This is a genomic window from Nonomuraea sp. H19 (assembly GCF_052068215.1).
GTDB lineage: Bacteria > Actinomycetota > Actinomycetes > Streptosporangiales > Streptosporangiaceae > Nonomuraea.
On the sequence record NZ_JBQHCV010000001.1, the window covers coordinates 552,225 to 574,299 of the forward strand.

Annotated in this window: 20 protein-coding genes; 19 read left to right on the forward strand and 1 reads right to left on the reverse strand. The window is 72.0% G+C overall.

The window, feature by feature from the left end:
- The first annotated feature begins 1 nt into the window (after window position 1).
- The 14 genes from ACTMTI_RS02520 to ACTMTI_RS02585 all read left to right on the forward strand — a co-directional run bounded on the left by ACTMTI_RS02520 (window position 2) and on the right by ACTMTI_RS02585 (window position 14,510).
- Window positions 2–2,374, forward strand: a complete 2,373-nt coding sequence (locus tag ACTMTI_RS02520) for a beta-ketoacyl synthase N-terminal-like domain-containing protein (protein ID WP_441117929.1) — start codon at window positions 2–4, stop codon at window positions 2,372–2,374.
- A complete protein-coding gene (locus ACTMTI_RS02525; RefSeq protein ID WP_441117930.1) occupies window positions 2,371–3,117 on the forward strand; it encodes a nitroreductase family protein in 747 nt (248 codons plus the stop codon). The genes ACTMTI_RS02520 and ACTMTI_RS02525 overlap by 4 nt, the downstream gene beginning before the upstream one ends.
- Window positions 3,114–3,983: an alpha/beta fold hydrolase gene (locus ACTMTI_RS02530; RefSeq protein ID WP_441117931.1), complete on the forward strand. Its 870-nt coding sequence runs from the start codon at window positions 3,114–3,116 to the stop codon at window positions 3,981–3,983. Before ACTMTI_RS02525 ends, ACTMTI_RS02530 begins: the two co-directional genes overlap by 4 nt.
- A gap of 10 nt (window positions 3,984–3,993) precedes the next feature.
- The gene (locus ACTMTI_RS02535; RefSeq protein WP_441117932.1) at window positions 3,994–4,977 is read left to right on the forward strand and encodes an ACP S-malonyltransferase; all 984 of its coding nucleotides are present in this window, start codon (window positions 3,994–3,996) and stop codon (window positions 4,975–4,977) included.
- Complete coding sequence (locus ACTMTI_RS02540) at window positions 4,974–5,444, forward strand: phosphopantetheinyl transferase (RefSeq protein ID WP_441117933.1); 471 nt, start codon at window positions 4,974–4,976, stop codon at window positions 5,442–5,444. The genes ACTMTI_RS02535 and ACTMTI_RS02540 overlap by 4 nt, the downstream gene beginning before the upstream one ends.
- Window positions 5,445–6,308, forward strand: coding sequence for an ester cyclase (locus tag ACTMTI_RS02545; RefSeq protein WP_441117934.1), 864 nt, complete (start codon window positions 5,445–5,447; stop codon window positions 6,306–6,308). It begins immediately after the preceding gene.
- A 14-nt stretch (window positions 6,309–6,322) separates the two neighbouring features.
- A complete protein-coding gene (locus ACTMTI_RS02550; RefSeq protein WP_441117935.1) occupies window positions 6,323–7,117 on the forward strand; it encodes an alpha/beta fold hydrolase in 795 nt (264 codons plus the stop codon).
- A complete protein-coding gene (locus ACTMTI_RS02555; RefSeq protein WP_441117936.1) occupies window positions 7,114–7,533 on the forward strand; it encodes a hypothetical protein in 420 nt (139 codons plus the stop codon). The genes ACTMTI_RS02550 and ACTMTI_RS02555 overlap by 4 nt, the downstream gene beginning before the upstream one ends.
- Window positions 7,527–8,468: an ATP-binding cassette domain-containing protein gene (locus ACTMTI_RS02560; RefSeq protein ID WP_441117937.1), complete on the forward strand. Its 942-nt coding sequence runs from the start codon at window positions 7,527–7,529 to the stop codon at window positions 8,466–8,468. Before ACTMTI_RS02555 ends, ACTMTI_RS02560 begins: the two co-directional genes overlap by 7 nt.
- Before the next feature lie 12 nt (window positions 8,469–8,480).
- A complete protein-coding gene (locus ACTMTI_RS02565; RefSeq protein ID WP_441117938.1) occupies window positions 8,481–9,650 on the forward strand; it encodes an ABC transporter permease in 1,170 nt (389 codons plus the stop codon).
- Window positions 9,647–10,807 (forward strand): ABC transporter permease, encoded by a 1,161-nt coding sequence (locus tag ACTMTI_RS02570; protein ID WP_441117939.1) that lies wholly within the window; start codon window positions 9,647–9,649, stop codon window positions 10,805–10,807. The genes ACTMTI_RS02565 and ACTMTI_RS02570 overlap by 4 nt, the downstream gene beginning before the upstream one ends.
- A 7-nt stretch (window positions 10,808–10,814) precedes the next feature.
- Window positions 10,815–12,218: an acyl-CoA carboxylase subunit beta gene (locus ACTMTI_RS02575; RefSeq protein ID WP_441117940.1), complete on the forward strand. Its 1,404-nt coding sequence runs from the start codon at window positions 10,815–10,817 to the stop codon at window positions 12,216–12,218.
- 180 nt (window positions 12,219–12,398) lie between these two features.
- Window positions 12,399–13,310 carry a DUF3068 domain-containing protein gene (locus tag ACTMTI_RS02580; protein ID WP_441117941.1) on the forward strand — a complete coding sequence of 304 codons (912 nt, stop codon included), beginning with the start codon at window positions 12,399–12,401 and terminating at the stop codon, window positions 13,308–13,310.
- Between the two features lie 93 nt (window positions 13,311–13,403).
- Window positions 13,404–14,510, forward strand: a complete 1,107-nt coding sequence (locus ACTMTI_RS02585) for an NAD(P)H-dependent flavin oxidoreductase (RefSeq protein WP_441117942.1) — start codon at window positions 13,404–13,406, stop codon at window positions 14,508–14,510.
- A 44-nt stretch (window positions 14,511–14,554) separates the two neighbouring features.
- Here the strand turns inward: ACTMTI_RS02585 and ACTMTI_RS02590 are convergent, their stop codons facing one another.
- Window positions 14,555–15,364, reverse strand: coding sequence for a crotonase/enoyl-CoA hydratase family protein (locus ACTMTI_RS02590; protein WP_441117943.1), 810 nt, complete (start codon window positions 15,362–15,364; stop codon window positions 14,555–14,557).
- A gap of 316 nt (window positions 15,365–15,680) precedes the next feature.
- Between ACTMTI_RS02590 and ACTMTI_RS02595 the strand changes: the two genes are divergently transcribed.
- The 5 genes from ACTMTI_RS02595 to ACTMTI_RS02615 all read left to right on the forward strand — a co-directional run bounded on the left by ACTMTI_RS02595 (window position 15,681) and on the right by ACTMTI_RS02615 (window position 21,999).
- Window positions 15,681–17,228 (forward strand): acyl-CoA synthetase, encoded by a 1,548-nt coding sequence (locus ACTMTI_RS02595; RefSeq protein WP_441117944.1) that lies wholly within the window; start codon window positions 15,681–15,683, stop codon window positions 17,226–17,228.
- Window positions 17,218–18,117 (forward strand): Zn-ribbon domain-containing OB-fold protein, encoded by a 900-nt coding sequence (locus tag ACTMTI_RS02600; RefSeq protein WP_441117945.1) that lies wholly within the window; start codon window positions 17,218–17,220, stop codon window positions 18,115–18,117. The genes ACTMTI_RS02595 and ACTMTI_RS02600 overlap by 11 nt, the downstream gene beginning before the upstream one ends.
- Complete coding sequence (locus tag ACTMTI_RS02605; protein ID WP_441117946.1) at window positions 18,114–19,133, forward strand: thiolase domain-containing protein; 1,020 nt, start codon at window positions 18,114–18,116, stop codon at window positions 19,131–19,133. Before ACTMTI_RS02600 ends, ACTMTI_RS02605 begins: the two co-directional genes overlap by 4 nt.
- A gap of 119 nt (window positions 19,134–19,252) precedes the next feature.
- Entirely contained in the window at window positions 19,253–20,398 is a 1,146-nt protein-coding gene (locus tag ACTMTI_RS02610; protein ID WP_441117947.1) for a thiolase domain-containing protein, read from the forward strand.
- A complete protein-coding gene (locus ACTMTI_RS02615; RefSeq protein ID WP_441117948.1) occupies window positions 20,398–21,999 on the forward strand; it encodes an acyl-CoA synthetase in 1,602 nt (533 codons plus the stop codon). Before ACTMTI_RS02610 ends, ACTMTI_RS02615 begins: the two co-directional genes overlap by 1 nt.
- Window positions 22,000–22,075 lie beyond the last annotated feature (76 nt).

A 22,075-nucleotide genomic window follows, 5' to 3' on the forward strand; every position in this document is an offset into this window, starting at 1 on the left:
GGTGGAGTTTCATTCCGTTGTCGTGACCGGTCTCGGGATCGTCTGCTCGGGCGGCAGGAATACCAAAGAGTTCTGGGCGCAGCTCATGTCGGGGCAGAGCACGATCACTCCTATCCTGGACCCGGCGTACGCGGTCTTCGACTCCGCCTACGCTGGCCAGATCCCCGACGAATGGCTGCTCGAGCAGTTGCCCGTCACCGATCTGGAGCTCGACAGGGACTCGCAGATGGGGCTGGTGGCCGCACGGCAGGCGATCGCCCACGGCGCGCTGGACCCGGGCGGAACCGACGGCGACCGCTTCGGGGTGGTCCTGGGCAGGTGCGTGGCGGCACGTAAGACCCGCAACGCGCGGGGCGGATGGAACTACCGGCCCATGCACGCCTCACTGGACGTCATCGCCGAGCGGGCCGGGGCGTTCGGTCCCAGGGTCCTGGTCAGCACCGCCTGCGCGGCCGGCGGCAACGCGGTGGGCCTGGCCAGAGACAAGATCCTGGCGGGCGAGGCGGACGTCATGCTGGCGGGCGGTCTGGACCCGCTGCTCTTCGACGTGACGGCGGGCTTCAACGGGCTGCAGGCGCTCAGCCCCGGCCCGACCCGTCCCTACAGCAAGTCTGACGGGCTCAGCCTCGGCGAGGGGGCGGCGTTCCTGCTGCTGGAGTCGGAGGAGCACGCGCTGCGCAGGGGCGCGGTGATTCTCGCCGAGGTGGCCGGCTACGGACTGTCGGCCGACGCCCACCACCCGACGGCCCCCGACCCCACGGGCCGTGGCGGCGCCAGCGCCGTGCGGCGCGCGCTGGGCGAGGCCGGGCTGGGGGCCGCTGACGTCGACTACGTCTGCGGCCACGGCACCGGCACCCCGGCCAACGACGCGATGGAGCGCAAGGTGATGCGCACCGTCTTCGCCGAGCGGGCCCCCAGGGTGCCGATGAGCAGCGTCAAGTCGTTCATCGGGCACACGCTCGGTGCGTCCGGCGCGATCGAGGCACTGGCCAGCGTGCTCGCGCTGAGCGAGGACACGGTGCCGCCCACCGCCGGGTTCGACCAGGCCGACATCGACGCCGCCGACCTGGACTTCGTGCCGAACAGGCCGCGCGCCACCCGGATCGACGTCGTGGTCTCCAACAACTACGCCTTCGGCGGCAACAACGTCTCGGTGGTCCTGCGCAAGCCGCGCGGCGGCGGGCGCGCGGTCCGGCCGCCGCGGCCGGCCGTGATCACCGGGCTCGGGCCGGTGTCCGCGCTGGGCGTGGGCGTGCCGCAGTGGCGTGCCGCCCTGGCCGAGGGCCGGTCCGGAATCGGGCCCGTCACCGCCTTCGACACCTCCTGGCACCCCACCGGCCTGGGCGCGCAGGCGCCCTCGCTCGACGGGCGGACCTACGCCCCCAGGAACGTGTGGCGGCACATGAACAACCTGTCCCGGCTCTCCACCGCGGCGACCCGGCTGGCCTGGGAGGACGCCGGGTTGGCGCTGCGCAGGTCCGACCTGGACGAGGTCGGCCTGATCTTCGCCACGGCCGGCGGCTCCACCGAGGCCCTGCATGGCTTCGACCGCAGCGTGGCGATGGACCCGAGACACACCTCCGTCCTGGACTTCTCCAGCGTGGTGCTGAACGCCACCGGCGGGGCCGTCTGCCAGGCGCTGGGCCTGCGCGGCGAGACGACCACCATCTGCCACGGCGGCGCGTCGGCCTCGCTGGCCCTGGACTGCGCGCTGGAGCTGATCTCGGCGGGCAAGGCCGAGGTGGTCGTGGTGCTGGCCGCCGACGGCTTCAACGAGCCGCTGTACCGGTCGCTGGCCGCGGCCGGCGTCCTGTCGGCGACAGGCGCGGCCCGGCCCTACGACCGCGGACGGGACGGGGTGGTGCCGGGTACGGCTGCCGTCGCGATGGTGGTGGAGTCGGCCGAGCACTGCGAGGCCCGCGGCGGCGTGCCGTACGCGCGGGTGCTGAGCACCGCGCACGTCAGGTGCGGGGCCGATGGGGAGGCGGCGGCGGTGGAGCGGAGCCTGGCCACCGCGGTCGGGCGCGGCAGCCGGGAGCCTGACCTGGCCGTCGGGATCGCCGACGGCAGGCCCCAGGACGCGGCGGAGGCCGAGGCGCTCGCCGCCTGCCTGCCGGGCGCGATGGTGACAGCCCCGGCGGCGTTGACCGGCGACTGCCAGGCCGCCTCCGGCGTGATGAACATCGCGGTGGCCGCCCTGGCCGTGCGCGAGGGGATCGTCCCGCCCGTGAACGGGCTGGCCGAGCCCGAGATCGGCGAACGGTCCCGCTACGTGACCCGCTCCGGCCTGACGCCGGACGTGACCGCGGCCGTGGCGCTGACCGGCGCGATCGGCTCCGTCCGGGGCGCGGTCCTGCTCGGAGGGCCGGCATGACGGGGACGGAGCAGGCGCCCCCGTTCGACCTGAAGGAAGTCGACCGGCTGCTGGCGACCACCCGCTCGGTACGCAGGCGACTGGACGTCGAGCGGCCGGTGCCTCCGGAGGTGGTGCGTGAGGCGCTGGAGCTGGCAGTCCAGGCGCCCACCGCGCAGAACCTCCAGCACTGGCGGTGGCTCGTGATCACCGACGAGAAGGTGCGGCTGGGCGTCTCCGAGCAGTTCCGCTACGGGTGGTCGCTGGACCGGTTCCAGACGGGGGCCCGCTCCCGCAGGCGGCGGCAGGGGCCGGAGAGCCGACGGGTGCAGGACTCCGCCGCCTCCCTGGTCGAGCTCATCGCCAAGGTCCCGGTGCTGGTCGTGCCGTGCATGATGGGCAGGGCCCCGGACATCGGCAGGATCGACGCCGACTGGATCGGGCGCGGCTACCGGTTCGGCGACCTCCGCTCGCAGGCGCGCATGGGCGCGATGCTGGCCAGCAACTTCTACGGCTCCATTTACCCGGCCATCTGGTCCTTCCAGCTCGCGCTCCGCAGCCGGGGCCTGGGCAGCACCATCACCTGCATGAACCTGATGTTCCCCGGCCCGTTCGCCGAACTGCTGGGCATCCCCGAGGTCGTCACCCCGATCTGCGTGCTGCCGGTCGCCTACACCGTCGGCACCGACTTTCGGCCCGCACCCCGCGTCCCGGCCAGCGAACGCACGTTCTGGAACCGTTGGGGGGCCGAGGAGGCGCCATGAGCCACAGCGTGAAAGTGGTCAGGGTCAACGGCCTCGACCTCGCGGTGACCGTCGCGGGCGAGGGGCGGCCGGTGATCCTGCTGCACGGCTTCCCTGACTCGGCGGCGCTGTGGCGGCACCAGATCCCGCGGCTGGTGGCGGCGGGCTATCAGGTCATCGCGCCGGACCTGCGCGGGTTCGGCGACTCGGCCAGGCCGGAGGAGGTGTCCGCGTACCGGCTGCCGATGGCGGTCAGCGACGTGGCCAGGATCGCCGACCTGTTCGCCGGCGGACGGGCGCACGTGGTCGGCCACGACTGGGGCGCCGCGGTGGCCTGGATGTACGCCTCGATGATGCCCGCCAGAGTGGACCACCTGGTCGCGCTGTCGGTCGGGCATCCGGCAACCGGTGTGTCTCCGTCCGTTGAGCAACGGGCCAGGTCCTGGTACGTGCTGCTGTTCCAGTTCCCGGGCGTGGCCGAGGAACTGCTGCGGGCGGACGACTGGCGGCTGATGCGGCAGCTCGTGGCCGGGGAGGGCGACGCCGAGCGTTACCTGGCCGATCTGGCCCGGCCGGGGGCGCTGACAGCGGGGCTCAACTGGTACCGGGCCAACCTGGCGCCCGCTCTGGAGCTGACCCCGGCCCGGGTCACGCTGCCCGTGCACGCCCCCACCCTCGGCGTCTGGTCGTCGGGAGACCGGCTGATCACTGAGGAGGCGATGACGGGCTCGGCCCGCTTCGTCCAGGGACCGTGGCGGTACGAGCGGATCGACGGCGCGAGCCACTGGATACCGCTCGACGCACCCGGCCCGCTCGGTGACCTGCTGCTGGACTTCCTCGACAGCCACGAGAGCGCGCCACCCGCCGTCCGCCGCCGCCGCTCCTGAAGGAGGACCGATGCTCGCATGCTTCTTCCCCGGTCAGGGCACGCTGCGCGTGGGCATGGGCCAGGCGTTCCGCCGCCATCCGGCCGCCGCAGCGGCGCTGGCCGAGGCCGGGGCGGTGCTCGGCCGCGATCTGGCCACCCTGTGTGCGCAGGGGCCGCAGGCGGCGCTGATCAGCACCGAGAACGCGCAGCCCGCGGTGACAGCGTGCAACCTGGCGGCGTTGGCCGCGCTCAGGGCCGCCGGCCTGGAGCCGGACGTGGTCGCCGGGCACAGCGTGGGCGAGCTGAGCGCGCTGCACGCGGCGGGGGTGCTGGACTTCGCCGCCACGCTGCGGCTGGTGGAGGCCCGCGGGCGCCTGATGGCGCGGGTCCGGCGGGCCGGTGTGATGTCGGCCGTGCTGGGCCTGACCCCGGCGGAGGCCGGCGACCTCGCCGGGTTCGCCGACCCCGGCGGCTCGCTGGTGGTGGCCATCGAGAACGGGCCCGACCACGTCGTGGTGTCCGGCCCGCCGGACGCCGTGGACCGCTTCGGCACGCTCGCCAGGGCGCGGGGGGCTCGGAAGATCACTCCGCTCAGCGTGAGTCATGCCTTCCACAGCCCGCTCATGTCCGAGGTGGCCGGGGAGTGGGCCGAGCGGGTGGCGGGCGAGAGGCTGCTCCCGCCGCGCTGCCCGGTCCTGCTCAACGTCACCGGCATGCCGGCCATCGACCCGGAGGAGATCAGGCGCGGGCTGACCGCTCAGCTCACCGGCCGCGTCCTGTGGGCGGGCGTGCTGAGCGCCGCGGCGCGCATGGGCGTGCGGGACTGCGTGGAGGTGGGCGACAGCAAGGCGCTCACCGGCCTGGCCAGGTCCGCCGGGCTGCGCTGCCTGAGCATGTCCGACCCTTCCTGGCCGAGAAACGCCACCCGCCTGCGGGCCGGCGGCGCCGCGCCGCCAGCGGCCGGTCCCACCGCTCCGAGCGCGGGCAGCGCGCTGGAAGCGGGGGTGCCGTGACCGGGACGAGCTCCGTGGCCGGAGCCGGGTCACCGGTCACGGCGGTGGCGGGCCGGTGGTCGTGCTCGCGGGTCGATTTCGGCGGGGTGGCCGACCCCGCCGAGCTCGTTCGGCCGGCCCCGCTGGAGGCGGTCTTCACCCGGGACGAGCGGCTGCGCTCGCGGACGCGGTCCACGCTCGCCTCGTGGGCCGGCAGGCTCGCGGCCAAGCACGCGGTCACCAGGGCTCTCGGCTACGACACCCCGCCCGCCGCACTCACCGGCGTGGAGATCCTGCCCGCGGTCCCGCCGGACTGCCCCCGCGGGCACGCCTGTCCGCACGGCCACCCGCCGGAGGTCAGGCTCGGCCAGGACTACGCCGAGCGGGCGGCCGGCGCGGGGGCGGCCAGGATTCAGGTGTCGGTGAGCCACACCTCGCGTGTCGCCGTGGCGGTGGCCCTGGTGACCTGGACTACGGACGGAGGGTGAGTGTTGGACGCGTACGCAGCTGCCATGCTGCACATGGAGGCGTGGAACGGCAACGACCCCGCACGGGTCGAGGCCACCGCCGACCTGTTCGACGCCCCAGGCACCGACGGGCCCGTGTCCGGGCAGGAGTTGCGGGCGCACGCCGCCGTGCTGTTCGAGGCGTTCCCCGGCCTGAAGTTCGGCGTCGACGCGCAGGTGGCGGGGCCGGACCAGGCCGTGCTCTCCTGGACGCTGCACGTCCAGCATCTGGGCCGCTACCTCGGCGCCAGGCCCAGCGGCGCGACCGCCACGATCAGCGGCACCGACGTGGTCCGCTGCGAAGACGGCCGAGTGCGGGTGCTGCGCGCCTTCGACCGCATGTCGCTGCTCGACCGGCTCGGCATACAGGTCGTGGTGTCGCCCCCGGCGATGCACGGCTGGCAGTACGGCCTCGGCTCGCGCCTGGCGGGCACCGGGGCGCAGCGGGCGGGCGTGCTGGTCCTGACCCGCCTGGACGTCGCCGACGAGCAGCAGGAGGAGCAGGTCAGCATGCTCAGCCTGGCGGTGGGCGCGAGCCTGCGCAACGCCCGCGGGTTCCTGGGCGCCACCACCACGATCGTCGGCGGCCACATCTACACGATGAGCGCCTTCGACCGCCCCGAATCCGTCCGCGCCGTCAACATGAAGCCGCACCAGCGGGCTGTGCGGCGCTTCTACCGCTCAGGGCTCTGCACGGCCGGGACGGTCAGCGTGTGGAGCCCGGTGCGGATCATGGAGGCCGTCCGCTGCCCGGTCTGCGGCGTGCTGAGCGAGGACCGCACCGGCTCCGGCCTTGAGCAGGCCTGCGAGTGCGACTGGACCCCACGCGGACGCCCATTTCTGTGAACGAAGGAGCGACAATGAACGGCTTCACCCTGGAGCACTTGCCCGGCACCGGCGCCGGCCCCACCATCGTCCTGATGTCGGGCATGTTCGCCGGGGACTGGATGTGGGACGACCAGTTCCGCGCCTTCGCCGAGGACGGCCGGCCGGTCGCCCGCGTCGTCGAGGCGATCGCCATGCGGCCGGAGGTCTCGGGCACCATCCCCAAGGTGCGGGCGGCCCTGGAGGAGGCGTGCGCGGGCGCGGGGATCTCCGACATGATCGTCTGCGGGGCCTCGATGGGGGCGGCCGTCGCGATCGACATGGCGGTCGCCGCGCCGGAGCGGGTCTGGGGGCTGGTGGTGACGGGCACCCCCGGCCTGTCGGCCGACCCGAACCTGGGCATCAAACCCGACCACCCCCAAGCCAGGACGATGTTCTCGGCGGACTACGGCGAGCGCCTGGTCTCCTCCCTCTTCCACGGCGGCCGCGCAGCGCTGACCGAGGAGCGCTTCCAGCAGACCAAGAAGATCTTCGAGTGCCGGGAGGGCATCCTGGGCGTCAGCCGGGGCATCAAGGCGATGCGGCGCTATGACATACGGGCCGCCCTGCGGGGCGTGCACTGCCCGGTCCTCAACGTCTGGGGCGCCCACGACCGCACCACTCCGGTCGAGCCGTGGATCGAGGTCGTCGCGGCCAACCCCAACCACCGCATGGTGGTGATGGAGGACTGCGGTCACGTGCCCATGGTCGAGCGCGCGGCGCGCTACACCGAGATCATGCGCGACTTCGCCGCCGAGTTCGACCCGGCGTACGGGCCGGCCACGTCGTGAACGTGCTCATGGGTGTGGACGCCCTCCAGCCGGAGCGGGTCGAGCAGGCCATGTCCCGCTGGGGGGACGCCTACTCCGCCAGGATCTGCTCGGCGGCCGAGCTGGCCGAGTGGGGGAGCCGGCCCGGCGGAGTGGGCGCCTGCCTGGCGGTCAAGGAGTGCCTCATCAAGGCCGTCGGAGGCAGGGCGTACCCGTTCGACTGGCATGACCTGAGCGCCGGAGGCGCGGCCTGCCGCACTGCGCGGGAGCTGCTGGAGGAGGCCGGCCGGGCGTTCGGCGCGGCCACCGGCGCCGGGGGGCTCCGCCTGACGGGCTGCGCCGTGCCGGCGCGCGGGCTGCACGGCGCGGCCTTGTGGGGCCGCAGCGGGGATCACATCTTGGCCATGGCGGTGCTCGTCGAGGAGGGTATGTGCTGACAGCGGCGCTGGAGTGCGAGGGGCTGGTGAAGAGGTACGGCAGCCTGCTCGCGGTGGACGGAGTGAAGTTCGCGGTGGCCGAAGGGGAGGCGTACGGCCTGCTGGGCCCGAACGGCTCGGGCAAGTCCACCACCATCGGGATGGTCGTCGGCGTCCTGGCCCCGGACAGCGGCACGGTGCGGGTGCACGGCCATGAGATGGCGCGCCGCCCGCTGCGTGCCAAGCGGCTCATCGGCTACGTGCCGCAGGAGGTGGCGCTCTACCCCGACCTGACCGGACGGGAGAACCTGCGTTACTTCGGCAGCTTGTTCGGCCTGCGCGGGCAGCGGCTGCGCGAGCGGGTGGCCGAGGTGCTGGACGTGGTCGGCCTGGCCGACCGGGCAGACCAGCGGCTGGACACGTACTCGGGTGGCATGCAGCGCCGCATCAACATCGCCGCCGGCCTGGTGCACGAGCCGAAGGTGCTGCTGCTGGACGAGCCGACGGTCGGAGTGGACCCGCAGAGCCGCAACGCCATCCTGGAGAGCGTCGAGCGGCTGGTCGCCGGGGGCATGACCGTGCTCTACACCTCCCACTACATGGAGGAGGTCGAGCGGGTCTGCGACCGGGTCGGCATCATCGACCAGGGCCGGATCATCGCCGAGGGGACACCGGCGGAGCTGATGGCCGCCCTCGCGCCGGGCGGTCGCGCCGAGGTGGAGGTCGAGGGGGACGTACGGGTCGCCGCCGCGGCGGTCGCCGCGCTGCCCGGGGTCGCCGTCACCGTGGCCGAGCACCGCTCGCGGCTCCTGGTGACCTGGGAGGAGGGCGCCGATCGCCTGCCCGACGTGCTGCAGGCGCTGGACGGCGTGGCCGCCGTGGTCAGGACCGAAGTGGTCAGGCCCAGCCTGGAGGAAGTCTTCCTGCACCTGACCGGCACCTCGTTGCGCGACTGATCGGACTGTGCGATGCGAACCATCCTCGTCATGAGCGGCCGGGAGCTGACCGCCCGGCTGCGCGACTGGACGGCGCTGCTGGTCGTCCTGGTGGCACCGGTCCTGCTGGCTTCGCTGTTCAGCTTCGCGCTGGGGCGTGCCGACCCGGTTCTCGGCGGCGTCCTCGGCGTGGTGGACCTGGACGGCGGCGAGCTGTCCACCTCGATCATCGACGAGGTCGCCCGCTCGCCCGAGCTCGCGGCTTCGGTCGAGCTGCGCAGGCTGCCCACCGAGGAGGCGGCCGAGCAGGCGCTGAGGGACGGTGACGTCGAAGCGGCGGTGATCTTCCCACACGACTTCGCCCGCAACGTGCAGCGGTCGGGCGGGCAATCGCTGACGATCCTCACCCCTGCCGAGGGGGCGCGCGGCGGCATCGCGGCCAAGGGCGTGGTGGAGCGGGTCTCTGCCGAGGTGTACGCCCGTACGCTGGCCGCCAAAGTAGCCGTGATCACCGGCGTCCCGGCGGACAAGGCGCGGTCCATGGCCGAACGCGCCCACTCCGAGCAGGCCGGGCTGACGCTGGACGAGCAGGTCATGCCGGGCGGGTCGGCCGTCGCGGCGGCATACTACGGGCCGGGCATGGCGCTGCTCTTCGGCTTCTTCGCGGTGGCCGTGGCCGCGCGCAGCCTGCTGACCGAGCGGCGGCTGGGCACGCTGGCCAGGACGCGGGCGGCGCCCGTCCCCGCGCTGGCGGTGGTGGCCGCCAAAGGACTGGTGGGCTTCCTGTTCGCGCTGCTCGGCATGCAGGTCACCTGGGGCTCGTCGGTGCTGCTGTTCGGCGCCGACTGGGGCGACCCGCTGGGGGTCGTGGTCCTGTTCACGACGTTCGCGCTGGCCGCCACCGGGATCACGATGGCGCTGGTCTCCGGGCCGCGCACCGGCGGCGAGGCGGAGGGCTCGCTGCTCGTCGTCGCCTTCACCTGCGCCATCCTCGGCGGGAACCTGATCAGTCTTTACCGGATGCCGGAGTACATGCAGTGGGTCTCGCTGCTGACCCCCAACGGGTGGGCCACGCGCGGGTTCTCCATCCTCACCGGGGGCGGCGGGCTCACCGACCTCGGCGGCCCGCTCCTGGCCCTGGCGGTCATCGCGGTCGTCTTCGCGGCGGTCGTCGCGGTCCGATTCAGGAAGGGGCTCACGTGAGCCGTCTGACAGCCGTGCATGTCCTGTCCGCGTTGGTTGCGGCCAACCTGCGGCGGCAGGGCCGTGACCGCATCGGGCTCTTCTTCATCGTGATCCTGCCGTTCATCATCATCGCCGTCGTCGGCCTGGCGCTGGGCGGGCACGCCGGCGATGCGCAGCGGCTGCGGCTGGGCCTGGTCGTCGAGGGCGCCGGCGCCGGGTCCAGTCAGCTGGTCGCCCGCTTCGCTGAGCATCCCGAGCTTGCCGTGGTCCGCGTTCCCGACGTGGCCGAGCTGCGCCGCCAGATCGGGCAGGGCTCGCTGGTGGCCGGTCTGGTGGTGCCCGAAGGGGCCGACGACCGTGCCATGCGGCTGCCGTTCTACCTGGTGGACGGCAGCGGCGAGGCGGCGGTGGTACGCAACAACGTGCACGCCGTGCTCGGCCGGCACGGCGCGCTGGCCGGCGCCGAGCGGATGGCCGAGCAGCTCGACGCCGCGCCGGCGCAGGTGGACGCCGTGGTGGCCGAGACCGATCCGATCTTCTCCGACGTGCGGGTGGTGCCCGGCGCCGAGACGCTGCGGCTGGGGTTCGCCTACACCGCTCCGGCCAACCTCGTGCTGTTCACCTTCATCAACTCGGTGGCGGTCGCGGGCGCGCTGGTGGAGACGAGGCGGCTGGGCATCAGCCGCCGAAGCCTGGCCGCGCCGGTCCGGCCGGGGCTGCTCCTGGCCGGCGAGGTGCTCAGCCGCTATGTGATCGCCCTGCTCCAGGCGCTGCTCGTGGTGGTGGTGACCGCGCTGCTGTTCGGTGTGGAGTGGGGGCCGCCCGCCGGCGTGCTGCTGGTGGTGGCGGCCTTCTGCCTGGTCTCGACCGGGGTCGCGATGCTGGTGGGCGGCCTGGCCAGGACCGGGATCCAGGCCGCCGCGCTGGGGCCGCCGATCGGCATCGTGCTGGGCATGCTCGGCGGCTGCATGTGGCCGCTGCTCATCGTCCCGTCGGCGCTGCGGACGGCCGGGCACGCCTTCCCGCACGCCTGGGCCATGGACGCGCTGCTGGCGCTGCCGCAACGGGGTCTCGACGGCGTCATCACGCCGGTCGCCGTGCTGCTGGCCATGGGGATCGCGATCACGAGCGTTTCGCTCTACCTGTTCCGGCGTTCGGTACTACGCACGGGGTGAGAAAGTGATGACTTCCAACGACCCGGCGAGCTTCGGCTCGCCGGCCGATTTCCGGGACCCGGTGGGGCGCCTGGCCGGGCTGCTCGATCCCGGCTCGATGCGCCTGCTGGGATCCGGCTCCGGAGGTGTCCGGCTGGCCTGGGGACGTGCCGACGGCGTCCCGGTCGTGGCGTTCTGCAGCGACGCCAGGATCCAGGGCGGGGCGCTGAGCCGTGAAGGCTGCGAGCAGCTCGTTCGCGGCTACGACGTGGCGCTGCGGGAGCGGCTGCCGATCGTCGGCGTGTGGCACTCGGGCGGCGCCCAGCTGGCCGAGGGGGTCGAGTCGCTGCACGGGGTGGGCCAGGTCTTCGCCGCGATGACCCGCGCCTCGGGGGTCGTGCCGCAGCTCTCCGTGGTGGTCGGGCCCGCGGCCGGCGGGGCGGCGTACGGCCCGGCGCTGACCGACGTGGTGGTGATGGCCGCGTCCGGACGGCTCTTCGTCACCGGCCCCGACGTGGTCGAGAGCGTGACCGGGGAGCGGCTGGACATGGAGGCGCTCGGCGGGCCGGAGCCGCACAGCACCCGCAGCGGCGTGGCCCATGTGGTGGCGGGCACGGAGGCCGCCGCCTACCAGGAGGCGCGCCGCCTGGCCTCGCTCTTCGGGCACCAGGGTCTGATCCGGCAGGACGTCGAGGAGGCGGACCTGTCCGGTCTGCTGCCCGCCTCGCCGCGGCGCGCCTACGATGTCCGGCCGCTGGTCGCGCGCCTGCTGGACGAGCCGGGCGTGGAGTTGCAGCCCCGGTGGGCGCCGAACATCGTCACCACGCTGGGCAGGATCGCGGGTCAGACGGTGGGCGTGGTGGCCAACAATCCGCTGCGCCTGGGCGGCTGCCTGGATGCGCTGTCGGCCGAGAAGGCCGCGCGGTTCGTGCGCATGTGCGACGCCTTCGGCGTGCCGCTGGTCGTGCTGGTGGATGTGCCCGGCTACCTGCCGGGAGCCAAGCAGGAGCACGAGGGCGTGGTCCGGCGCGGGGCCAAGCTGCTGCACGCCTTCGCCGAGTGCTCGGTGCCGCGCGTCACCGTGGTCACCCGCAAGGCGTACGGCGGCGCGTACATCGCGATGAATTCCCGCGCGCTCGGCGCGACCCGGGTGCTGGCCTGGCCGGGCGCGGAGATCGGGGTGATGGGCGCGGCGGCGGCGGTGCGGGTGCTCAGGCGCCGCGAGCTGGCGGCGGTGCCCGAGCACGAGCGCCCGGCGCTGGAGGACAGGCTGGCGGCCGAGCACGCCGAGCGGACCGGCGGGCTGTGCCGCGCGATCGAGTTGGGCGTGGTGGACGAGATCGTCGAGCCGGAGAAGACCCGCGGCGCGGTCCGGCGCGCCCTGGCGGAGGGCCGGCCAGGTCGCGGTGCGCACCGGAACATCCCTCTCTGACCCGGGAGTAGGTAGAACCTGTTCCAATCGTTATTGGGAAGTGGCTGCGATGTCATGGCGGCAGATGCTACTTTCCAGTAGCGATCATGTGGCGTGTGTCACAGCTGTGGCCCGCCGCTCGGGGGACGAATGTTGTTCAGGTGACAGGCCCATGTCCCTCGACCACCAGGAGGTCTCTGAATGCGACGCACACCTGTTCTCGTCCTCGTCGCCGTAGCCGTGTTCCTGGTAGTGTCGGCCGGCCTGGTCCGGTTCTGGGTGGCAGGCAGGATCCTCGCCGCTCCGGCCAACCAGTACGCCGTGACCAAGCTCCAGGCCACCGGTGCCCAATACTTCTCCGTCGCCGACGGCAAGGTGGTGACGGCCGACCTCAGCATGCTCATAACCACCCGTGGCGACGTGGCGCAGGCCACCGACTCGCACGTGGTGTGGGACGAGTTCACCGTGGTGGACGACGTCACCAACGGCAAGGAGCAGATCAGCATCTCCGAGCGGCGCAGCGCCTTCGACCGGCGCACCGGCGTGGGCGTCAACTGCTGCGACGTCAGCGTCAACAAGCAGCCGGTGCAGCTCGAGGGGCAGGTCTACCTCTATCCGATCGGGGTGGAGAAGAAGACCTACAAGTTCTACAACCAGACGGCCAAGCGCGCCTTCGACGCCACCTTCGTCGGTGAGGACACGGTCAACGGGCTGCCCGTCTACAAGTTCCAGCAGAAGGTGCCGCCGACCAAGGTCGGCACCATCACCGTCCCCGGCGCGCTCTTCGGCCTCGAGGATGAGGGTGACGTCCAGCTCGACCGGTGGTACGAGGGCGTCGACACGCACTATGTGGAGCCCACGACCGGCGCCCCGATCAAGCAGGAAGTCAGCCGCAACGAGACGCTGAAGACCCAGGATGGCGTCGAGCGGAGCAAGGCCTTGGTCGCCAACGTCACATTCACCCCGGACACGGTCGCCGAGCTGGTCCGCAAGGCCACCACCGCCAAGAACCAGATCACGCTGCTCAAGGTGACGATCCCGGTCGCGCTGCTGGCTCTGGGGCTGCTCGTGTTCGGCGTCGCGGTCTTCGTGGCCCGTCGCCGGCCCTCTTGATAGAACCTGTTCCACAGGGTGCCGGGAGGCCGAGCAAAGGTTCTAGAGTAGAACGCGTTGCAGTTTGCTGCTTTTGGGGCTTATCGTCGGCTCATGCGGACACGTGTCACGGACATGTTCGGAATCGAGCTCCCGATCTTCGCGTTCAGCCACTGCAGGGACGTCGTCGCGGCCGTCAGCCGCGCGGGCGGCATGGGGGTGCTGGGAGCGCTCTACTTCACGCCCGAAGAGCTCGAGATGGAGCTCAAGTGGATCGACGAACACGTCGACGGCAAGCCGTACGGCGTGGACGTCGTCATGCCCGCCTCCTATGAGGGCGCCGACTTCGCGCCCGAGGAATTGGTGGGCCGCCTCCAGACGATGATCCCCGAGGGGCACCGGGCGTTCGTCGAGGGCCTCCTGGCCAATCACGGGGTGCCGCCGCTGTCCTCCGACGCGGACGCCGGCAAGGTCTTGCTCGGCTGGACAGACGCCACCGCCCGCCCCCAGGTCGAGGTCGCCCTGCGCCACCCCATCGCCCTCCTGGCCAACGCGCTCGGCCCGCCCCCGGCCGACGTCGTGGAGCTCGCGCACTCCCATGGGGTGAAGGTCGCGGCCCTCGCCTCCACGCCCCGCCACGCGCTCAAGCAGGTGGAGGTGGGCGTGGACGTGGTGGTCGCCCAGGGCACCGAGGCCGGCGGCCACACCGGTGAGATCTCCACCATGGTCCTGATCCCGCAGGTGGTCGACGCCGTGGACGTGCCCGTGCTGGCGGCCGGCGGCATCGGCAACGGGCGCCAGATGGCGGCGGGGATGGCGCTGGGCGCGGAGGGGGTGTGGACCGGCTCCCTGTGGCTCACCGTCGAGGAGGCCGACACCCCGGAGATGGCCAAGCGCCGCATCCTGGAGGCCACGTCCCGGGACACCGTCCGCTCGCGCAGCTGGACCGGCAAGCCGGCGCGGCTGCTCAAGAACGAGTGGACGGACGCGTGGGAGTCGGCGGAGTCCCCGGGGACGCTCCCGATGCCGCTGCAGTTCATGCTGGTGTCGGACGCCCTGCGCCGGATCGGCCGCTCGGACGCGTCGGAGCTGGCGACGTTCCCCGCCGGCCAGATCATCGGCATCACCAACCAGATCCGGTCCACGAAGGACGTGGTGTTCGGGCTGGTGGAGGAGTACGGCGAGGCGCTGGATCGGCTGTCGCGCATCACCCAGGACTGACGCGCGGGGGGCTCGCGCCCGTGACGAGCCCCCCGGCATCGAGATCAGTGGGCGTGGTACGCCGGAGGGCGCTTCTCGCGGAAGGCGCGGGTGCCCTCCTTGGCGTCCTCCGAGCCGATGACCGGCCACCCGAGATCGTCGGACACCTTGAGGGCCTCCGGCTCGGAAAGCCCCAGCGTGTCCCGGTACGTGCGGAGGATCGCCTGGACCGCGAGCGGCCCCGAGGCCGCCACGTCCTCGGCCAGCTCCCGGGCCACGGCCAGCGCCTGACCGTCCGGGACCACCCGGTTGACCAGCCCCATCGACAGGGCCTCGGCCGCCGTGATCGCGCGCCCCGTCAGCAGCAGGTCCATCGCGTGGCAGTACGGGATCTGCCGGGGCAGCCGGACGGCGCTGCCGCCCATGGGGAACAGCGCCCGCTTCGCCTCGAACAGGCCCAGCGTGGCCGACTCCGCCACCACCCGCAGGTCCGTGCCCACCAGCAGCTCCGTCCCCCCGGCCACCGCGTACCCCTCCACCGCGCAGATGACCGGTTTGGTGGGCAGGTCCTCGCGGAGCAGGCCCTTCCAGTGGAAGTTGGGGATCTGGGCGGCTCTGGCCTGGACCTCCGGGTCGGTGGACGGCTGGCCCATGGCCTTGAGGTCCGCGCCGGAGCAGAACGTGCCCTCGGCGCCGGTCAGGATCGCCACCCGGATCTCGCGCTCCGCCGACGCGTACGCCCACGCCGAGGCCAGGCCGATCAGCATGTCCGAGGAGAGCGCGTTGCGGGCCCCCGGCCGGTTCATGGTGACGATGAGGATGTGCCCGTCGCGTTCGACCCGGCAGTGGGGTGTGCTGATCGGCAGGAGCTCCACGGATGCCTCCGACGTGTCTGAGCCAAGCGCTTGATAGGCCATGATCCTACGTGCCTCAGGACGTGCACCCAAGCGCTTGCTCAGGACTTCGCCGCCGGGATACGCTCCCACCAGCAAACGAGAACAAGTTCCTATTTCGCTCCGCCGCGACGGCCTAGGGCGACCGAGCCGCCGAACGGAGTGAGGCAATGAGCAGGGCGGGAGTGCTGTCGCCTGGAGGAGTGGCGGGAGCGGAGCGACCAGAGCGGGGGAAGGCGGCGGCGTAGGGCGGCCGAGCCGCCTCACGGACTGAGGCCATAAGCACTGAGGAGATCAGATGGGCACGCTCGGTTTCTGGAGGCTGGCGCAGGCGGATCCCGAGTGGATCGCGGCCGTGGATCCGGATGGTACGGAGCACCGCGCAGGCGATCTCCTGGCCCGCTCGAACCGCCTCGTCCACGGCCTGCGTGAGCTCGGACTCCGGCCCGGCGACGGCATCTGCGCCCTGGTCCCCAACGGGGCCGACGGACTGGCGCTCTACCTGGCCGCGCTGCAGGCCGGCTGGTACTACACGCCGATCAACTGGCATCTCACCGGCCCCGAGATCGCCTACATCGTCTCCGACAGCGAGGCCAAGGCGTTCTTCGTCCACCCCCGGTTCGCGGCCGAGGGCGCCCGCGCGGCCCACGCCATCGTGCCCGAGCGCCGCTTCCTCCTCGGAGGTGAAGCCGACGGGTTCCGCGCGGCGGACGAGCTCACCGCCGGGCAGCCGGACACCGCGCCCGCCGATCGCACCGCCGGCGCGACCATGCACTACACCTCGGGCACCACCGGCAAGCCCAAAGGTGTCAGGCGCCCGCTGAACGGCCTGGATCCGGACGATTCCGCCGAGCTGATGACGTTCCTGCTCGGACTGTTCGGCATCACGCCGGGCCTGCCCAACGCCCATCTGATCACCTCCCCGTGCTACCACACCGCCGTCACCCAATTCGGCGGCACGGCCCTGCACATGGGCCATACGCTCGTCTACATGGACCGGTGGGACGCCGAGGAGCTGCTCCGGCTCTGCGAGCGCCACCGCGTCACCAGCTCCCACCTGGTCCCCACGCACTTCAAACGGCTCCTCACGCTGCCGGAGGAGACGCGCCGCAAATACGACCTGTCCTCCCTCAAATGGATGATCCACGCCGCAGCGCCCTGCCCGATCCCGGTGAAATGGGCGATGTTCGAGTGGTGGGGCGACTGTGTCTACGAGTACTACGCGGCCACCGAGGGCGGCGGCACCCTGGCCACGCCGGAGGGCTGGAAGTCGCACCCGGGCACGGTCGGCACCGCCTGGCCGATCAGTGAGCTGCTCATCGTGGACGAGCAGGGCGAGCCCGTGCCGACCGGCACCCCCGGCACGATCTACATGAAGATGATGGGCGCCTCGTTCGAGTACAAGGGCGACCCGGACAAGACCGCGGCGAACCGGCTCAAGGACTACTTCACCGTGGGCGACGTCGGCTACCTGGACGAGGACGGCTTCCTCTACCTCTGCGACCGCAAGGCCGACATGATCATCTCCGGCGGCGCGAACATCTACCCGGCCGAGATCGAGAACGAGCTCATGGTCCACCCGAAGGTGGCGGACGTGGCCGTCTTCGGCGTCCCGGACGAGGAGTGGGGCGAGCAGATCAAGGCCGTGGTCGAGCCCGCGCCGGGCGTCCCGCCGGGCCCGGAGCTGGCCGCGGAGCTGCTCGCCTCGCTGGAGGGCCGGCTCTCCAGGATGAAGTGGCCCAAGAGCTTCGACTTCATCGAAGAGATGCCCCGCGAGCCCAACGGCAAGCTGCTCAAACGCAAGCTCCGCGCCCCGTACTGGGAGGGACACGACCGTGCCATCTGATCCGCTCGTCGCCCAGCACGTCCTGGAGTTCCCCGGCGGTTACACGCGGACGACCGGCCCGGTGGTCGGCCGGTTCCTGACCGAGCTGCGCGGCCGCCGCATCGTCGGGGTCCGGACGCAGGAGGGACGGGTGCTCGTGCCGCCCCTCGAGTACGACCCCGCCACCGGCGAGCCGGTCACCGGCGAGTACGTCGAGGTCGGCCCGGCCGGCACGGTCACCGCCTGGGCCTGGGTGCAGGAGCCGCTGGAAAACCACCCCCTCGACCGGCCCTTCGCCTGGGCGCTGATCAAGCTCGACGGCGCCGACACGACGCTGGTGCACGCGGTGGACGCCGAGCACCCCAAGGCGCTCAAAGCGGGCACGCGCGTCTGGCCGGTCTGGCGCGACCACCCCACCGGCCACATCACCGACATCTCGCATTTCGCGCCCGAGGTCACGAAGATCGTGTCCGGCGTGCGATCCGAGTACCGCCTCCAGGCCGGCGGCGCGCTGCGGGTCTTCCTGGAGGGCATCCAGCGCGGTGTCTTCCTCGGCGGCCGCTGCGACCAGTGCGACAAGGTGTACGTGCCCTACCGCGCGGCCTGCCCCGAATGCGGAAACGTCATCCCGGAAACGCTCGAACTCCCCGACACCGGCACGATCACCACGTTCGGCCTCAACAACCTGCCCGATCCGCGTGCCCCCGAGGTGCCGTTCGTGTCGGCGTACATCCTGCTCGACAACACCGACATCCCCATGATCGCCCTGATCGGGGACGTGCCCGTACGCGAGGTGCGCCAGGGCATGCGGGTCAAGGCCGTCTGGGTCCCCGAGAACGAGCGCACGGCGTCCATGGCGAACATCCGCTGGTTCGCCCCCACCGGCGAGCCCGACGTGGAGCTGTCATGAGAGAGGTCGCGATCGTCGCGTTCGCCCAGACGCGGCACACCACCCACGACACCGGGCTCACCGAGCCGGAGCTGATCCTGCCGGCGATCAACGAGGTCAAGGAGCGCACCGGGCTCAAGCGGTTCGGCTTCACCTGCTCGGGCAGCTGCGACTACCTGGCGGGCGCCCCGTTCTCGTTCGTGTCGGCGCTCGACGCGCTGGCCGCCTGGCCGCCCATCTCGGAGAGCCACGTGGAGATGGACGGCGCCTGGGCGCTGTACGAGGCCTGGGTCCGCCTGCAGCACGGCGACATCGACTCGGCCCTGGTCTACGGCTTCGGCAAGTCGTCGCTCGGCGACCTGCGCACGATCATGACGCTCCAGCTCGACCCGTACTACCTGGCGCCGCTCGGCCTCGACCAGCTCTCCTACGCCGCGCTCCAGGCCAGTGCCGTCGACGCGGACCGGAAGGAGCTCGACGAGATCGTCCGGCGCAGCCGCGCGGACGGCCGGAGCAACCCCTATGCGCTCGACCTGCCCGACCCGGAAGGCGAGGACTTCGCCGTAGAGCCGCTGAAGCTGACGGACGTGCCGCCCATCACCGACGGCGCGGCGGCGATCGTGCTCGCGACGGGCGACCTGGCCACGCGGCTCTGCTCGAATCCCGCCTACATCAAGGGCATCGCGCATCGCATAGAGCCTCACTACCTGGGCATGCGGGACCTCGCCCGGTCGGCCTCCGCTGCCGATGCCGCACGAGCCGCGGGGGTCGGCAAGGGTCCCGTCGAGGTGGCCGAGCTGCACACCCAGTTCCCGCACGAGGAGATCATCCTGCGGGAGGCGCTGGAGCTGACCGGCGACACGGTGATCAACCCGTCGGGCGGCCCGCTGGCCGCCAACCCCGTCATGGCCACCGGTCTCATCCGCATCGGCGAGGCCGCGCAACGCATCCTGGACGGCGCCGCGAGCCGTACCGTCGCGCACGCCGCCGGCGGGCCCTGCCTGCAGCACAACCTCGTCAGCGTACTGGAGGGCTGATATGGGTGACCGGGAGCGAACCCGACGCAGTGAGCGGAGTGGAGGGCCGACCCGCGCTGATGGCGCGCCTTCGGCACGACAGGCACTCCGCGGAGCGAATGAGGAGTGGTGAGCGACCCATGAACAGGTGTGCGGTCATCGGCGTCGGGCAGACGCACTACACGACCAGGCGCAGGGACGTGTCGATCGCCGGGCTGGTGCGCGAGGCGGCGCTGCGGGCGCTGGAGGACGCCGGGCTGACGTTCAAGGATATCGACGCCGTCGTCATCGGCAAGGCGCCGGATCTGTTCGAGGGCGTGATGATGCCCGAGTCGTACCTGGCGGACGCGCTGGGCGCGGCGGGCAAGCCGATGATGCGGGTGCACACCGCGGGCAGTGTCGGCGGGTCGACGGCGCTGGTCGGCGCCAGCCTCATCCAGGGCGGCGTGCACGAACGGGTGCTGGTCGTGGCGTTCGAGAAGCAGTCGGAGTCCAACGCCACCTGGGCGCTGTCGACGCACCTGCCGTTCAGCTCCTCGCTCGTGGTCGGGGCGGGCGGCTACTTCGCGCCGCACATCCGCGAGTACATGCGCAGGTCCGGCGCCCCTGACCACATCGGCACGCTGGTGGCCGTCAAGGACCGGCTCAACGCGCTCAAGAACCCCTACGCGCACCTGAAGATCCCCGGCATCGACCAGAAGATGGTCGAGTCCACGCCGATGCTGTGGGAGCCCATCCGCTACCTGGAGACCTGCCCGTCCAGCGACGGCGCCTGCGCGCTGGTCCTGTCGTCGGAGTCCGCGGTCACCGGCGTCCCGGCCTGGGTGCACGGCACCGCCATGCGCTCCGAGCCGATCTTCCGCGCCGGCCGCGACACGGTCAGCCCGCAGGCGGGCAAGGACTGCGCGGCCGACGTCTACCGCCAGGCCGGCATCGCCGACCCGCGGCGGCAGATCGACGTGGCCGAGACGTACGTGCCGTTCTCCTGGTACGAGCCGATGTGGCTGGAGAACCTGGGGTTCGCGGCGGAAGGGGAGGGATGGAAGCTCACCGAGTCGGGCGCCACGGCGCTCGACGGTGACATCCCGTGGAACGCCTCGGGCGGGGTGCTGTCGAGCAACCCGATCGGCGCCTCGGGATTGATCAGGTTCGCCGAGGCCGCGCTGCAGGTGCGCGGGATGGCGGGCGAGCACCAGGTGGACGGCGCCCGTACGGCGCTCGGCCACGCCTATGGCGGGGGAGCCCAGTTCTTCGCGATGTGGATCGTCGGACGGGAGAAAGTCTGATGGAGTTCAACCACGCGGACCTGTTCGAGGGCCTCGCGGACGCGATCGGGGACAGGACGGTCGCCATCTGCGGCGACGACCGGCGCACCTACGCCGAGATGGAGGCCGAGGCCAACCGGCTGGCCCACTACCTGATGGACCTCGGCATCCAGCCGGGCCAGCACGTCGGGATCCAGCTCTACAACGGCATCCCCTACGTCGCCGGGATCCTGGCCGCGCTGAAGATCCGCGCCGTGCCGATCAACGTCAACTACCGGTACGTCGAGTCCGAGCTGCTCTACCTGTACCGGGACTCGGACATCCGGGCGCTGATCTACGACGTCGAGTTCGACGCGCGGGTCGCCGCCGTCGCCGGTGAGGCGCCGTTGCTGGAGCACCTGATCTCGGTCGGCGGGCAGTCGGCGATCGGCTCCGCGGTGCCGTACGAAACGGCGCTGGAGCGGGGCAAGCCCGAGCGGGGCTTCCCACCGCGCTCCGGGCAGGACGTGTACATCATCTACACCGGCGGCACCACCGGCATGCCCAAGGGCGCGATGTGGCACGTCGAGGACCTGTTCATGGGCTTCGGCGGCGGCAACCCGTACGGCGAGCCGCGGGCCACGCCGCAGGAGGTGATCGACGCGGCGGCCGGCTCGGGTCCCATGGTGATGATGCCCGTCGCGCCGCTGATGCACGGCGCAGCGCAGATGAGCACGTTCATCGCCTGGTGGATGGGCGGGACCGTCGCGTACAACCGCAAGTTCGACGGCGCCGAGGTGTGGCGGACGGTCGAGCGCGAACGCGTGAACACCATGAACATCACCGGCGACGCCATGGCCAGGCCCATGGCCGAGGCACTGGCGGAGGGCTCCTACGACGTCTCGTCGCTGATCGTGATCAGCTCGACCGGCGCCATCCTGTCCGGCGCCGTACGCGACCGCCTCCAGGAGCTGCTCCCGAACGTCGGGATTCTGGACAACTTCGGCTCCACCGAGTCCGGCTACACCGCGTCGGGCGTGGCCGGGTCGTCGCCGGAGAAGGGCCTGCGCTATCAGCCGAACTCCGTGGTGAAGCTGGCCGTGCTCGACGAGAAGGGCCGGCCCGTCGAGCCCGGGTCCGGGCAGCTCGGGACGGTGGCCAGGTCGGGGCGGGTGGCGTTCGGCTACTACAACGACCCGGACAAGACGGACCGCACGTTCGTCACCGACGAGGAGGGCAACCGGTGGCTGCTCACCGGTGACCTCGCCACGGTCGACAGCGACGGGACCGTGAACGTGTTCGGCCGGGGGTCGCAGTGCATCAACACCGGCGGGGAGAAGGTGTTCCCCGAGGAGGTCGAAGCGGTGCTGAAGGGGCATCCGTCGGTGTTCGACGCGGTGGTGACCGGGGTGCCGGACAAGCGGTGGGGGAGCAGGGTGGCCGCCGTGATCGAACCGCGCCCTGGCGTCGAGCTCACGGTCGCGGAGCTGGACGAGCACTGCAGGAAGCTGCTGTCGGGATACAAAGTGCCGCGTTCGTACGCGTTCGTCGCCGAGATGGTGCGCTCGCCTGCGGGCAAGGCCGACTACCGGTGGGCGAGGGAGACGGTGGAGGCGGCCGGCGAGGAGCTCCCCGGCTCCTGAAGGGGTCGGTGCAGGGCGCGGGCCGGGGGCTCACCGGCTCGCTCGTGAAGGGGTCGATGCAGGGCGCGGGCCGGGG